The organism is Spirochaetales bacterium (genome assembly GCA_016930085.1).
In the GTDB taxonomy this organism is placed as follows: Bacteria; Spirochaetota; Spirochaetia; order SZUA-6; family JAFGRV01; genus JAFGHO01.
In genome coordinates this window covers 1-14,411 of the sequence record JAFGHO010000007.1, presented here as the reverse complement: position 1 = coordinate 14,411, position 14,411 = coordinate 1, and the positions used below count along the sequence as shown (strand labels likewise).

At 49.9% G+C, this 14,411-nt stretch carries 11 protein-coding genes; 8 read left to right on the top strand and 3 right to left on the bottom strand.

What is annotated here, in order from left to right; genetic code table 11:
• The 4 genes from JW881_00595 to JW881_00580 all read left to right on the top strand — a co-directional run.
• On the top strand, nt 1-434 hold a 434-nt coding region (locus tag JW881_00595; GenBank protein MBN1695983.1), incomplete at its 5' end, for a hypothetical protein.
• 89 nt (nt 435-523) lie between these two features.
• Complete coding sequence (locus JW881_00590; GenBank protein ID MBN1695982.1) at nt 524-1,030, top strand: cupin domain-containing protein; 507 nt, start codon at nt 524-526, stop codon at nt 1,028-1,030.
• The gene (locus tag JW881_00585) at nt 1,030-1,854 is read left to right on the top strand and encodes a PhzF family phenazine biosynthesis protein (protein ID MBN1695981.1); all 825 of its coding nucleotides are present in this window, start codon (nt 1,030-1,032) and stop codon (nt 1,852-1,854) included. Before JW881_00590 ends, JW881_00585 begins: the two co-directional genes overlap by 1 nt.
• On the top strand, nt 1,851-2,162 hold the full coding sequence (locus tag JW881_00580; GenBank protein ID MBN1695980.1) for a hypothetical protein: 312 nt from the start codon (nt 1,851-1,853) through the stop codon (nt 2,160-2,162). The genes JW881_00585 and JW881_00580 overlap by 4 nt, the downstream gene beginning before the upstream one ends.
• Nucleotides 2,163-2,320: 158 nt before the next feature.
• Here JW881_00580 and JW881_00575 read toward each other — a convergent pair whose 3' ends face one another.
• Complete coding sequence (locus tag JW881_00575; protein MBN1695979.1) at nt 2,321-3,979, bottom strand: OmpA family protein; 1,659 nt, start codon at nt 3,977-3,979, stop codon at nt 2,321-2,323.
• 285 nt (nt 3,980-4,264) lie between these two features.
• On the opposite strand from JW881_00575, the gene JW881_00570 reads away from it, so the two are divergent.
• From JW881_00570 to JW881_00555, 4 genes are all read left to right on the top strand, one after another.
• Nucleotides 4,265-6,709 (top strand): SpoIIE family protein phosphatase, encoded by a 2,445-nt coding sequence (locus JW881_00570; protein ID MBN1695978.1) that lies wholly within the window; start codon nt 4,265-4,267, stop codon nt 6,707-6,709.
• A gap of 138 nt (nt 6,710-6,847) precedes the next feature.
• Entirely contained in the window at nt 6,848-10,624 is a 3,777-nt protein-coding gene (locus JW881_00565) for a diguanylate cyclase (GenBank protein ID MBN1695977.1), read from the top strand.
• Nucleotides 10,625-10,979: 355 nt separating this feature from the next.
• On the top strand, nt 10,980-11,432 hold the full coding sequence (locus tag JW881_00560) for a GxxExxY protein (protein MBN1695976.1): 453 nt from the start codon (nt 10,980-10,982) through the stop codon (nt 11,430-11,432).
• Entirely contained in the window at nt 11,393-11,905 is a 513-nt protein-coding gene (locus tag JW881_00555) for a hypothetical protein (GenBank protein MBN1695975.1), read from the top strand. The genes JW881_00560 and JW881_00555 overlap by 40 nt, the downstream gene beginning before the upstream one ends.
• 53 nt (nt 11,906-11,958) lie before the next feature.
• Here the strand turns inward: JW881_00555 and JW881_00550 are convergent, their stop codons facing one another.
• Both JW881_00550 and JW881_00545 read right to left on the bottom strand, forming a co-directional pair.
• Nucleotides 11,959-14,115: a hypothetical protein gene (locus JW881_00550; protein MBN1695974.1), complete on the bottom strand. Its 2,157-nt coding sequence runs from the start codon at nt 14,113-14,115 to the stop codon at nt 11,959-11,961.
• A 12-nt stretch (nt 14,116-14,127) separates the two neighbouring features.
• A partial coding sequence (locus tag JW881_00545; protein MBN1695973.1) for a hypothetical protein occupies nt 14,128-14,411 on the bottom strand: 284 nt, incomplete at its 5' end.

Here is a 14,411-nt window from a genome sequence, read left to right as displayed (position 1 = left end):
TCGCACCCTCACTCTATAAAGGATTCTCCAGGGCGGCCAATCTCTTTTTCAGGCTTCTCGGCGACCGCCATCCCGATTTCTTCAACGGCAGCAGGCAGCTCTCCCGTTCCATGTGCAGGGAATTCAATCTCCGCAATAAAGACGATCCGCGGGTTTATTATCAGAGTTACGCGGCAAAAATGAAAAATTCCTTCAGTGATATACTCTTCTTCCTTACTTATACGTTCGTTAAAATACTGGAAGGCGACAATGACGGCCTGGTTGCGGTAAAATCGGCACAATACGCTCACTTCAGGGGCACGATTGCGGGGAGAGGGTTACGGGGGGTTTCACACGCGGATCTGGTGGATCTTCGAAGAATGAACAGCCGGAGTTTCGACATCATCGGCGTCTATATCGATATAATCTCCGATTTACGGGCAAGAGGATATTAGGAATGTAAAAAACCCATCGAAGACAGGTGGACGAAATCATTGATCGCATGAAATATGACGGATCCGATAAAAAAAAAGGAGGAATCCATATGCCATTTATCTGGAATGAAAAGACAATCAAATTCACGAAAAGACAGTCACCCGTGCCCGAGTTTGTCTGGCATACGAGCGAAGCCCTGGCCGGAATCGCGAAATCGGCACATCTCGATTTCAATATCCGGTCGCTCGATCCCGACAGGTTTTCCTACCCCTACCATTACCACCTGGAAGCGGAAGAACTCTTCGTCGTCCTCTCAGGTGAAGCGACCCTCAGAACGCCTGCGGGATTCAGACGGCTTGAAGCGGGTGATATCGTCTTTTTTGAACCCGGTCCGGGCGGGGCGCATCAGCTGTACAACCATTCGGATGCGCCGTGCCGCTATCTGGATATCAGGACAATATCCCCGATCGATGTATGCGAGTACCCCGATTCCGGGAAGATCAACATACTGCCATTGAAAAAAATATTCATGACAAAAAGCGGCGTCGATTATTACACGGGAGAAGACAGGGTAAGGGATAAATGGCCGGAAGAAATACTCAAGAAGAGGCAATAATGAACATCAAGCTATACCAGATCGATTCGTTTACCGGCACCCTGTTTTCGGGAAATCCCGCGGCCGTCTGCCCATTGTCCGGCGATTGGCCGCCTGATTCATTGATGCAGCATATCGCCATGGAAAACAATTGCGCGGAGACCGCCTTTTATATTTTCAGGGACGGCCGGTATCATATCCGGTGGTTTACCCCGGCGACCGAGGTCGACTTGTGCGGACACGCCACCCTCGCGGCCGCCTATGTGCTTTTTCTTTACGAACAATACGAAGGAAGAGAACTGTCATTCGACTCAAAAAGCGGTTTACTCGCGGTAAGGCGGGAGGGTGATTACCTTACCATGAGTTTCCCGGAAGACACCATAACCGCCGTCGAAACAAGCGATGAAATTAAGGCCTGTTTCGATATCGAACCCGTTGAGACGATCAAAGGGAGAACGGACTACATGCTGGTTTACAGGAACGAAGAAGAAATCAGGCATATTTTCTACGACCTTGACAGGATACGGCGTATCAGGGCGCGCGGCGTCATCATCACGGCTCGCGGAAACGACTGCGATTTCGTGTCGCGGTTTTTCGCACCGCAGTCCGGTATCGACGAGGACCCGGTCACCGGTTCCGCACATACGACCCTCGTTCCGTACTGGAGCGGCGTGCTGCACAAAGACGAGTTTACGGCGCGACAATTGTCGAAGCGCGGGGGATTTCTGTTATGCCGGAAAAAAAGCGGGGTAATCGAGATATCGGGAAAAGCGGTCCTGTACCTGAAGGGGGAGGTGAGTTTACCGGATGAAATACTTAACAATGGAAAAGGAGGAAAACCATGAAGAAATTATCCGCATATTTTCTTTTAGTCATTCTCATGCTTTCATTGGCCGCCTGCGCGGCGGGACCCAATGAGTTGAAGAATGTCGCAGCCGGCGAAAAGAAGGTGGCCGGCTTCTGGCAGGGATTATGGCACGGAATCATCACGCCCGTGACCTTCATCATTTCCCTTTTCAACAAAAACGTCAATATTTACGAAGTACACAACAACGGCGGGTGGTACAATCTGGGATTCATCCTCGGCCTTATCATCATCTTCGGAGGCAGCTCGGGGAGCGCGGGAAGAATGACAGGCTCGCGAAGCCGATGATACCATTCCACTGTTATGACAAACGATTTTCCTGTCGCATTACATAAGCAATAATACCGGGGAAAAATAGGGCAGGAATGACCGGACTATGTTTTCTTGTATAGTGAAAAACAAGTATAATTGGCATGACAAACACAATGTACAAATCCAAAACCCTCTCATCGCTCCTCGAGATATATTTCCACCCGCCTGTTCCTGCCGCTGTTTTTCTCATCATCATAAGGAACAAGGGGTTCCGAACTTCCCTTCCCCCGTGTCGTTATACGCGATCCGTCGATTCCCGTCTCGACGAGGGCTTTTTTGACCGCATCGGCGCGTTTTTTCGAAAGCGGAAAAAAGACCTCCCTTTCAGCTTTTTCCGCCCGTTTTTTATCGCGATGGAATTCGTTGAACGAATGGCCTTCTATGACGATCTCACAGGATGAAAATCGTTTTAGTATTTCAGCAAGTCGGGTGATTACCGCCCTGTTTTTCCCGATAATCTCCCCGCTGCCGGATGCGAAATCGCTCGAATAGGGTTCGAAATAGATATTTGACACAACGATACTGTTTCCCCCCTCCCGTTTTTCGATCAGTATATCGGTTTCGATCATGCCGGCCGCGACGGCGTGATTGCCGCCCTCATCTCTCACGGTAAGATAAAGCGGATATAAAGCGGCCGATTCGATTTTTTCCCCGTTATCCGGTATCCCGTCCCATTCGATCGATCCGGGAAACGGCCCCCTGCCGGTAAATGTTTTAACCCGGGTGCCGCCCGGTCTCTCGATGATAATCGTCCAATCGGCTATACCGGAAAGATCGGAAATCGTGGCTGAAACGGAAAGGGTGTCGTTGATGCCGTCGTCATCGGGAGAGAAAATTTCAGGAACAATGGAAAGCCGTACAACGGGCGGCGACGTATCCAGCAGGAAAATCCCGCTTTCCGCGGACGCTCGTGCGCCGTTATCTGACTGAACGGTGAACACGGCCCTGTAACCGCCGTCGGACGCCCGCTGGCCGCCGTCGTCGTATCCGTTCCACGTCAATGCCGATTCGTATGCAAAAGCGGTTCCGATAACGCCCTCCATTTTCCGGACCCGGCGGCCGTATTCGTCGATGATAGCGAACTCATAGCCACCGGTGAGACGATCCGGACCGGCATCGACGGAAAAGGAGATCGTATCCATGAAACCGTCTCCGTCGGGTGAAAAAACCCGGGCGTCTTCACTGATGAACACATGCCGTACCGTATTCGCCGGCCGTTTTTTCTCTCCGCGGTAAAAAAAGTCCCGCTTGATACCGACACACACTTTGACCATCATACCGATATCGTGCCCCTCGAAAAAAAGCATCAGCCGCGGCGTCGCCGATACGGAGAAGTGATAGACGAGCGGCAGGGTAAACTCGGACTGAACGGCGAGATGCGGATCGAAATAAAGGGAATATCCGTCCTGTTCGACGATGTGCCCGAGGAACCCGCAGCCCGCAGAAGGCGTTATGCGAAACAGGGGGTTGTCCACGATCCGGTAACCGGCAAACAGCGAAAGCGAAACAATAACGATCGAATCGATATCGGGTAATGTTTCCCGAATAAAGTCATAGCCGAAGTTGACGAGAAAAGCGCTTTTATCCGTAAAAATGTTTTCGGCATGCAGCCCCAGTTCTCCCCCCCAACCCGGGAAGAGGGTACGGGCGGCGTTCCCTGCCGGGAAAGAATAACTGCAGGCCAGCTCGGGCGAGATAATGATGTTCTTTTGCGGATTAATTTCACCCGGACTCGTCTCCGCATAACCGGAGAGAGAAGATAAAATGAAAAGTAAAATTCCGATGCTTTTCATGAGGTTAACGGTTACGTTACTCTATCGGGTATCCTTCAACCTGTTTGTCAAAGGGGCTTTCGCGGCCCCGTTTTTCATTCACGCTGTTTGCCGTTATTATAAAATATATTGACGATATTGTACAGTATCGTTTATGCAATACCGGTACGGGAAAACATGTCAAGGAAAGTATTTACACCGGCCAAGGGAATGACTATAATTAATACGAATGGATACACGGCGGGCGTTGACCGGTAACCTCCCCGTCTTCGAAGGAGTACCCTGATCAAAAATATAAAAAAGGGGTTGAAAAACATAGCCATCCTCATACAACGTTCGACCGGGGCCGCAGGATTTCACGACGACATTTTCGGGGCGATCACCTCATGTGTTATAAAAGAATCAGGGGCGAACTTCTTTGTGCTAAACGGGGGTAATATCGATGACAAAACGCAATTCTATACGGCCGCCTACAACAGGATTTACACCCTCATCGATGAACGGTTTATCGACGGACTGATCGTTGCCTATACGATCGGGAACGCTATTCATAAGACCGATTTTACCGCATTTTGTAAAAACTTCGAAAACCTGCCGGTAATCACCTTCCACGGGGCACTTCCCGGCATTCCCTCCGTTTGTATCGACAACAAGCCGGGAATGAAAGCTTTGTTGTCGCATCTCATCGATTCACTCGGCTATAAGAAATTCGCATTTATAACGGGTGTTCTCGGGAATCCGGACGCGGAAGAACGTTTCGGGATTTTCAACGAGACGCTTAGTGAAAAAAAACTGATCGAAAAACCGTACCGCATTGACGCCGATCATCCCATGATTTTTCGCGGCGACTTCAGAGAAACCATCGGACCCGAGGCGGCGGCATATTTTCTGCCATTGATAAAGAAAGGGGAAATCGAAGTCATTGTCGCATCGAACGACGCGATGGCGCAAGGAACGATCGTCGAACTCAAAAAGATGGGGATATGCGTACCCGATGATGTCGCGGTCACCGGATTCGACAATGCCCGGGGGTCACTTGCGGTCGCCCCGGCGATCACGACAGTCGAACAGTCGTTCGATGAACTGATGGAAAAATGCGTTCAATGGATGATCGCGCGCCTTCATGAAGAACCGCCGGACGCCGGAGCGGACGGCCGGGCGGATACCGTTTACGTCACTTCGTCTTTGGTCATTCGGAATTCCTGCGGCAGTTACCCTCCGGATTTTTTGCGGAACTCTCCCGAAGAAAAAACAAAAAGCGTACGGGGGCTCTTCTCACGAAGATACGACGGAACCATCCCGGCGACCCTGGAGAAATCCCTGCTTCAGACACTCGGCAATCCGGAGGATACCGGCTTTTACCGCGAGGTCAGGAAGCTTCTGTACCGGGAGATAAACGAAGACGGAGACATCATGTGGTGGCATCAGGAGATGGTGGCTTTGGGATTTATTCTCAAAGCACAATACCGGTATTCCGAAAACCGTATCGAACGGGTACTCAGGAACACGATGAACCTCGTCGACGGTATCCTTAATGAGGATTCCAGAGACAGGGAAACGGGAAAAGAAGGTAAAAAGAACTTCCTGCTCGACAATTTCAACAACCTGAGTGCCTGTTTCAAGATCGAATCGCTCGAATACATTTTTCACGCCAATTTCAGGGAACTGGGAATCACCTCCGCCTATATCTATACCTATTCCGGAGACGACTCCGGCGGCCAAACAAACAAACTGCTTCTGGCATATAACAACGGAAAGATTATACGGTCAGACGACGACGGCGCCGGTCAGGAAGCGGTCCTGAATACCGGAGTGCTGCCGGCCGACAGGCCGTGGCGATACTCCATTCATCCATTGCATTTCGAAGGGGAATCCCTCGGTTTCGTTCTTCTGGAATTGAATGAAACGGAGAACAGCGGCGAGTTGTTCGACCGTTTGCAGAAGGTTTTCAGCACCGCCCTCAAAGGGTACATGCTGATAGAACGGGAAATACAGGCCCTGTCGATAATCGATACGATACAAAAGAAACTGCTTCCGGAAATCAGGCATACCAGGTACGGTGACTTTGACGTATCCGCCGTCACCCGCCCCCTGACTCACGGGGGCGGGGACCTGTTTTCGATTTATTATGACGGCAATAGATTGAAAATCGCCATTGGCGACGTCGAAGGTCACGGAATTCTTGCGGGAATCATCATGATGCTGGCGATGTATAACTATCAGATGCTTGCGAAAGAAAACGGCGGACAGGATTCAAAGGCGTTTCTGGAAAAACTGAACTCACGGCTTTATGAGATCATCGCAAACAGTCTGGGCATGTTTTCATATGTGACCTTTGTGACCTTTCATCAGGCGGACGACAACTCTTTCGTCTACGCCGGATATCATAATCCCCCGATCATTTACCGCTACAGTGAAAAAATCTGCGAGAACCTTGAAATCGACGGTTTTTTGCTTGGAATCCTCGATAAGCACGAGTACAAAGGAAAAGTTAAAAACAGGCGGTTCGCCATGAAAAAGGGTGATATCCTTGTTCTTTATACCGACGGCGTGACGGAAGTAGTCGATGCCGCGGGCCGACTATTCGGTGAGGCGGAGATAAAATCGGTTGTGATGGCTCATATGGCAAACCGGGAGGCCAACAGGACCAATCTCAAACAGCTGCGCGATTCGATCCTCACCCGCGCAGAAGAATGGGGCATGCCGAAAGACGATATGACACTTCTCCTCATGCAGTACAACCCGCGATAATCCGTCCCGGATTCCGGCACGTCCCCGTCTGGCACGCGGCCCGCGGACGGCTACGCGGGGTTTCCCTTGACATCCATTGTGTGTTCAACTATCATTTATAAAAGAGACGTTGCGGTGAGGGACGAGAGAGAACTCATAATGGCAAAAAAACAAGCGAAACGCCCGACAATAGGTTTTCTCACCGATCAGCTGGACGATCAGTTTCACCGCCTGCTCTGGCGGGGGGTTGCCGATGTCGCGGAATCGCATGACGCGAATCTTATCGTTTATTGCGGGAAATGCCTCAAGGCGGGATTATATTACGAATACAATGAAAATATCGTCTACGGCATGGTCAACTTCGATCGGTTAGACGGTTTTCTCATATCATCGGGCTCACTGGGAAATTTCATTTCGAAAGAGGAATTCGCCGCCTTTATCGAATATTATAAAAAAAAACCTGTTGTCAGCCTTTACATCCGTCTTGAGGGTGTTCCCAGTATTTGTGTCGACAATAAAACCGGAATGAAATCGGTGATCAACCATCTTATCGACGTACACGGTTTCAGACGGATCGCCTTTATTCAGGGATTGCGGGACAATGTCGACGCAGCGGTACGCTGGGAGGCGTATCGGGAAGCGCTCCGCGAACATGACATCCCGGTCGATTCCCGTCTCGTCGTTCCCGGCGATTTTTCCTCGCAAGCGGGCGAGAAAGCGATCCGCGTCCTTCTCGACGAGAGAAAAGTGAAATTCGAGGCGCTTGTCTGCTCCAATGACGGGATGGCGCTCGGGGCACTGCATATACTCAAGGAACGCGGAATCAATGTCCCCCATGATATCGCATTGACGGGATTCGACGGTCTCGAGGACGTACAGTTTGCGTCCCCTCCCCTCACATCGGTCCAGCAGCCGGTACGGCAGATAGCCGGGAAAGGAACCGAAATTCTGCTCGACCTCATCGCGGGAAAAAAAGTACCGGACAACATCGATTTTACCGCATCGCCGGTCATTCGCTATTCGTGCGGGTGCCTCCCAATGCCGAGAAAGATAATAAGGGACCACACCGGCACCCCCGCAAAAAAAAACCTCAAGGCCGCCATTCATGAAAGCGATTCCGAGTACGTCGCGAACGAGATTTTCGAACGTTTGGTTATTCCGGGAATAAAGCGGGAAAAGTACATCGATTATCTCGAAAACCTCGCGGCCCGCTTTTTCTACGACATTTCGGAGCATAAAGAGATCTCCGCTTTTCTTACATTCCTCAACGAAACGCTTACTAAAACGATTATCCATGACGATGATGCGGTCTCGTGGCAGGATATCATCTATCTGATGCGAAGCCTCATCATTACCAATCTCGGCACATCAAGGGACGCGATAAAAGCGGACGAATTGCTTCACCAGGCGCAGATTCTTGCCGGCAAAACCTATGAACTCAAGGAAGGGCTGCAGAAATATATCAGATCCCAGCAGGACAACGCACTCAGAAGCTTTTTCACGATTGTCCTTCACAGCGTCGTCGAGCTCGAAAAACTTCTCCCGATCATCGCTCGGGCGGTCAACCACTTCGGGATTAACAGGTGCTTTCTTGCCCTGTTTGAAGACGAGGTCGAAAGCAGAATAACTCCCGCAGAACGGGATTCCGAAGGCACCTCACGGCTTGTCCTTTCTCTCGCCGGTAACAGGGCCCGAATTCATGGAGAACAGGGTCCCCTTTTCCCTTCAATCGATCTGCTTCCGGTGAAGTATATACCGAAAAAGGAACGTTTTTCATGGATGGTGAGAATATTATATTTTCGGGAAATGATTTTCGGATTCATTATTTTCGATCTCAACACACGCGCTGAAAATATTCTGGTAACCCTTCACGATATGTTTTGTTCGGGCTTCATGATGACCAGCCTTTTTAAAAAAAGGGCGATCGCGGAGGACGCGCTGAAGGCAAGAACAAAGGAACTCGAGGAATCGAACAGTAAACTCGAAAAACTCGACGATCTGAAAAACGACTTTATCGCCAATATCACCCACGATTTCAGATCGTCACTCATGATCATACAAAACACGGCCGATCTCGGCCGCAAGTCCCCGGCCGAAACGGATACCGACAGTAAAAAATGGTTCTCCAATATCTTCAACGCATCCTTGAAACTGAAGACAAAAATCGACAAACTTCTCGAACTCGGCAAGATGGACGCCCTCGGGATAAAACTCACCGTACGAAAAGTGAACCTCGTGAAATTCCTCGAGAGTATCGTCGATTTTTATCAATCGACAATCGAAAACACCCCTATAAAGCTGACCGGCAAACTCCCCAAGAACGAAATTGACGATATCTACACCGACCCGGAAAAACTCGAGGAAGTGCTTCACAATATCCTCTCCAATGCGCTCAAGTTCGTCGATCCGTCGAACGGCAGGATAGTCCTCGAATGCATCGAAAAGAAGAAAAGCGTCCGGATTATCGTAAAGGATAACGGTGTGGGAATTCCGAAACATCAACTCAAGGATATTTTCAAACGCTTTGTCCAGATCGATGATACGCGGGATTCCCGCTTCAAGGGCACGGGAATAGGACTCGCATATTCAAGTCAGCTAATGGGTTTTCTCAAAGGAAAAATCTGGGCAGAATCCGGCGGCGCGGGAAAAGGCGCCGCGTTTTTCCTGGAAGTTTTCAAAGGGAAGAACATATTCGAAAAGGAACACGTTTCAGAGAAAGAAGTGTCGTCCCTTACCATGACGGCGGAACGGGAAAATCTTTCACACATATTGCAGAGAGAGATCGATGAAAAAGCGAAAAAAGACGGATTTCACGCGTTCATACGATCCGTCAATGAGGAAGAAGAATACGATCCGCACAAGGGGATCATTCTTATTATCGAAGACAATGAATACATCCGCGATATCGAACGGGAATATCTCGAACGCGCCGGTTACCTGAATTTCGTGATCGCCTCCGACGGAGCCGAAGGGATAGACGCGGCATATTCGTACAAACCGGATATCGTGATCTGCGATTACAATATGCCGGGAATGAAGGGCGACGAGTTTCACGACAAGATCATCGGTAATCCGGACTTTTCTTCGATTCCCTTTATTTTTCTTACCGCCATCGCCGACAGGGAAGTGATTATCGAACGGAGGAAAAAAGGCGCGGTGGCCGTGCTTCAAAAACCGCTCAATGAAACCGATTTCCTCCTCACGATCGAGACGAACCTCAAACGCTACATGCATTACCGTAAAACACTCAAACGGGCGATACTCGACGAACTGACCGGGCTTTATAACCGCCAGACGATCCTCCGGAAACTCCACGACCAGCTTATCGTGCGAAGCTATCGGAATCTCTCGCTCATTTTCTTTGATATCGATCACTTCAAGCGATTCAATGATATATACGGCCACCAGGCGGGCGATAAAGTACTGGCACGTGTCGGGGAAACGGTTAAAAAAACCATCAGAACGAGTGATATAGCCGGGCGATACGGGGGTGAAGAGTTTCTTGTCATACTGCCGGACACCACGCTGGCCGGCGCTTCGATCGCCGCCGAGAAACTCAAGGAAAGGATCAACGCGATTCCCGTTCCGTTCAAGGGCCGGGCCACGGCAATTTCATCGAGTTTTGGTATCGCCTCACTCATGGAAAACGCAAAAACCATCGGCAGTACCCTGAATATCGACGACCTCAAGGACCTCTATGAGGTACAAGATAATGAAAAAACGGACTGGAACAAGATAGATACCCTCAAAGCCTCTGTCGTCGAGGTACTCGTCTCCCTTGCGGATCAGGCGATGTACAGGGCAAAGAGCACCGAATGTTCATCCTGCGGATTTTCATCGACGGAAGAAGATCTTTTTATCGAAAACACCTGTCCGTACTGCGGGAAAACAGGCATCCGGCGCGGGAGAAACAAGATCGTTATGTGGGAGGATTGAACCGGATGTCTTGCAGTGCAGACAGCACGCTTCTCCCGCCGGCTTTTGGCAATATTTCTTATAAAACAATTGGGGTTACTACGGATTACGCGGAAAAGAACGGATGACGCGGCGGCTGGAGTGTCGGTGCAAGACGTAAAAGCGGTATGTCTTTGATGGTGAGTTTTTTATTTTTATAATTTGTATAACTATTAATGTAAAAAAATATTATTAATTATTAAGTTCATATATTCATAGACACACTAATAATTATTAAATTCTCATTCTCCATATCAATCCGCGTAATTCGTCTCTTCCCGTGTAATTCGTAGTTACTCCTTTTCTTCCTCCTGACATATTACACCCCACATCACTCATGACACCAAAACTCATTTTCAAAGATCTCTCGGATAACATCATTCGCACGGCGTTTACCATTCACGACCATTTCGGCCCCGGCCTGCTCGAATCCGTTTATGAAAGCGCTTTATACGTCGAACTTACTCATAGCGGTATTCCGTTTGAACGGCAAAAGGTCTATCCACTCAACTACAAACAGGAATATATCGGCGCCTACATTGCAAACCTTGTTGTCGACAACACGATCATCCTCGAATTAAGGGCAGAATTGCCGATTATAATCCCGATAACCCGGATCTGCCAACCAACAGTCCACATTCTCATTACTCAGTTTCAATGGCGGCACTTAAAGTTGCCCAATCTTTCGGCACGGATCAATATGAAAAAAACGCAAAAGAGTTTATCACAAAACAAGGGTCTCTCGCGGATGTGTATCAAAAGAAAAAAGATAGAAGAAAAGTACCGATAAACCTGCCGGATGGAAAAAGACTCGAATTGTCTCCAGGAAAGCACAACAAATTACAATCTTTAATCGTCTCGGATTTTGCATCTATATTCATCTCCGAGCCTGTAGTGTTATATATCGGGGATACCGCACAGAAAGATCTTCATATTGATTACAAATATTTCGAGGATTTGGGGGTCAATATTAGCGGACATGATAAACTTCCGGATGTAGTCATACTCGATAATAAAAACAGCTATATATTCTTAATAGAAGCGGTAACGTCTCATGGCCCTATGAATCCGAAAAGAGTTGTCGAGTTGCAGGAAATTTTTAAAAACTATACACATGGTTTGGTTTTCGTAAGTGCGTTTCTCGATTTTAAAGAATTCAAAAAACATTCAAAAAATATTGCATGGGAAACCGAAGTATGGATTGCTGCCGTTCCTTACCATATGATTCATTATAACGGAGATAAATTTATTTTACCCAAATAACTTTCATATATGTGTGTATCATATTAAATTCATACACGCCTATTTTCTCCCCCCTAAAAATCGTCCTCCTCATCGAAAAAGTCGTCATCGAAGAAATCGTCGTCTTCTGCTTCTTCATTCTCGTCGAAAAAGGCCTTATCCTCTTCTTCCGTCCCGAAGAACTCCTCGTCCTTGAATCCGTCTTTCACGAGATCCTTCGTCCTTTTTTCGAGCGCTTTCTCTTCTTCGCTTTTGCCCTTGTCCTTATCGTCTTCTTTCGCTTTCTTCTCGATGTTCTGCCGCACCTTGTCGAGGGCTTCGTCCCCGGTAATGATTTCCTTTTTCTTTACCGGTTCCGGCGTCTTTTGCGGTTTGTCCTTGTCTTTATCCTTTTTCTTTGTGTCATCGGGGAAATCGTCAAAAATGATCTCTTTTCCCTTGACCTCCTCGTCGTCCCGGTACTTGTCTTCGTCTTTGTAATCGGTATCCTCGAACTCGGTGTCGTCGTAATATTCGGTGTCGTCATAGGCGGCATCCCCGTCGATAACGACGACCTCGTGTTCCTTCAGATAACCTATCGCCGGGTCGGACGGCGCGCTGACGACGTCACCCGACCTTGCCGCGACCGTGTAATAGCCCGCGGGAGACGGAGGATTCATCTCCTCAAAAAACGTCTCGCCGGTTTCGGCAAGGCGTTCCCACGCTTTCGCCCCGTCGTTCCATTTGCCGATCTCATAGGTTTCCGCGTCCGGAACGGCCTCCCATGAGACGCGGATCCTGTCCTCGAACTCCGCCTCGGATGCCGTTACTTTTTTCGGCGGCGAAAGTACGATGACGGCCGCTTCTTCGGGAATCTCGACCGTCACGGAAAAAGCCCCGCTCGGATCGCTTTCCTTCTCTCCCCTGTACGCGGTCACGATATACCAGAGCACCTCGCCGTCTTCGAAGGCTTCCCTGTGCCTGAAGGAGGTGTCCCGCGTGGTTCCGACTCGGAGGTAATTTTCCTTATCGTGATAAAACCGGTACACGTGGTACCCGTCGGCTATTTGAATCGAGTCCCATCTCATATACACCGTATCCTCCTCGAACATACCGTCGAGGTTCTGCGGCACACCGATTTCCTCTTCCCTCACCCCGGCAAAACCCTCTGCCGATTCACTGAAATCACTCTCGCCCGCCACGCCGATGCTTCGCACCGCGTAGTAGTATATCTCGCCGCCGGCGACATCGGTGTCGAACCAGGTGGTTCCCAGGGTACTCGCCGCCTTGACGAAGTTCGCGTCCGGCTCCGCGGAACGGTAGACACGGTAGGAGCGCGCGTTTTTCGCCTTTTCCCAGGTCACCTCGATTTTATCGAAAAAGGAACCCCGCGAGGCTTCGATGTTGACGGGAACGGCCGCCTCTTCCGGATGATAGACCACCTGGTCGTACATGACGATCGCGGTCATCGTGTATCGGGTGAAAATATCGTAATGCAGCCAGACATACCCGCCTTCACCCCAGTAATCACCCCAGGAATTGATCACCTTGAAGGCCTGTTTCCCTTCGTCATAGCCCACAGCGCACATGGCGTGGCCGCCGAGTGACGGGCCGTCGATCGTATCGTAGACCCCGCCCGTGTAAAACCAGAGGTTCTCGAACATTTCAAGCCCGAACAGGACGGCGTTCCCTTCGGAAAGGACGCGCTTTACCGACTCCGTGTCCGTGAAATCGACCCTTGCAAAGGAAAGCGCGCGATAGTTCTGGGCTTCCAGGTGCGCGTTCTGTGAGGGTTGAAGGAGGAAATTTTCCGTGTAGGGCATGGTGGCAAGGGATGCGCACCCCTTTTCAATGACCAGGGCGACCGCGTATTCGATCGCCGATCCCTGATCCACCCCGCCGTTGATCTGATTGTAGATATATGAGGGGGAAAAGATGTGATCGTTTTTATCCGCACCCCACTCCCGTTCGATGTTTTCATGAAAGGATTTGCACGCGTAGGCAGTCGCCCAGGCCGTACAACTCCCGATCATCCCCTGGTCACCGGGTTTCGGGAAATATGCTGAAAGATCGACGTCCGCCGCGAGTTCGGGCGCCGACCCGCTGCCCGCCTTCGGCCCGGCCGCCCTGAATGATTTGAAAAGCATTTCCGGCGTTTCGACCAGTCCCAGTCCTTTTGGCCCGAGTTTTGGTTTACAGCCGGTCAGGCACACTATCAGTATCACGAAAACGATAAATATGACCCTTTTCATACGAACCTCCATTTATTGATCGATATCGGGAAACAGAAACACGACGGGGGTGCATGTTCCCGCCGTGATTTCCGCGCGGACGCATGCGATCGCCGCCGGCGGAACGATCCCCTTTTCCCGGGCCCAGGCGTCCCATGTCGCCTCGTCATGATAAAATATCTTTTTCCGGTCCGTATCCGGAACATGAGAAAACCGGTAGGCTTCCGGCGCCGCCGGGTCATCCGGGGAAAAATGGAAGACGATCTCGACCTGGCCGTTTCCGATAAACTCGAGTGCCGTTATTTCCGCGCTGCCGG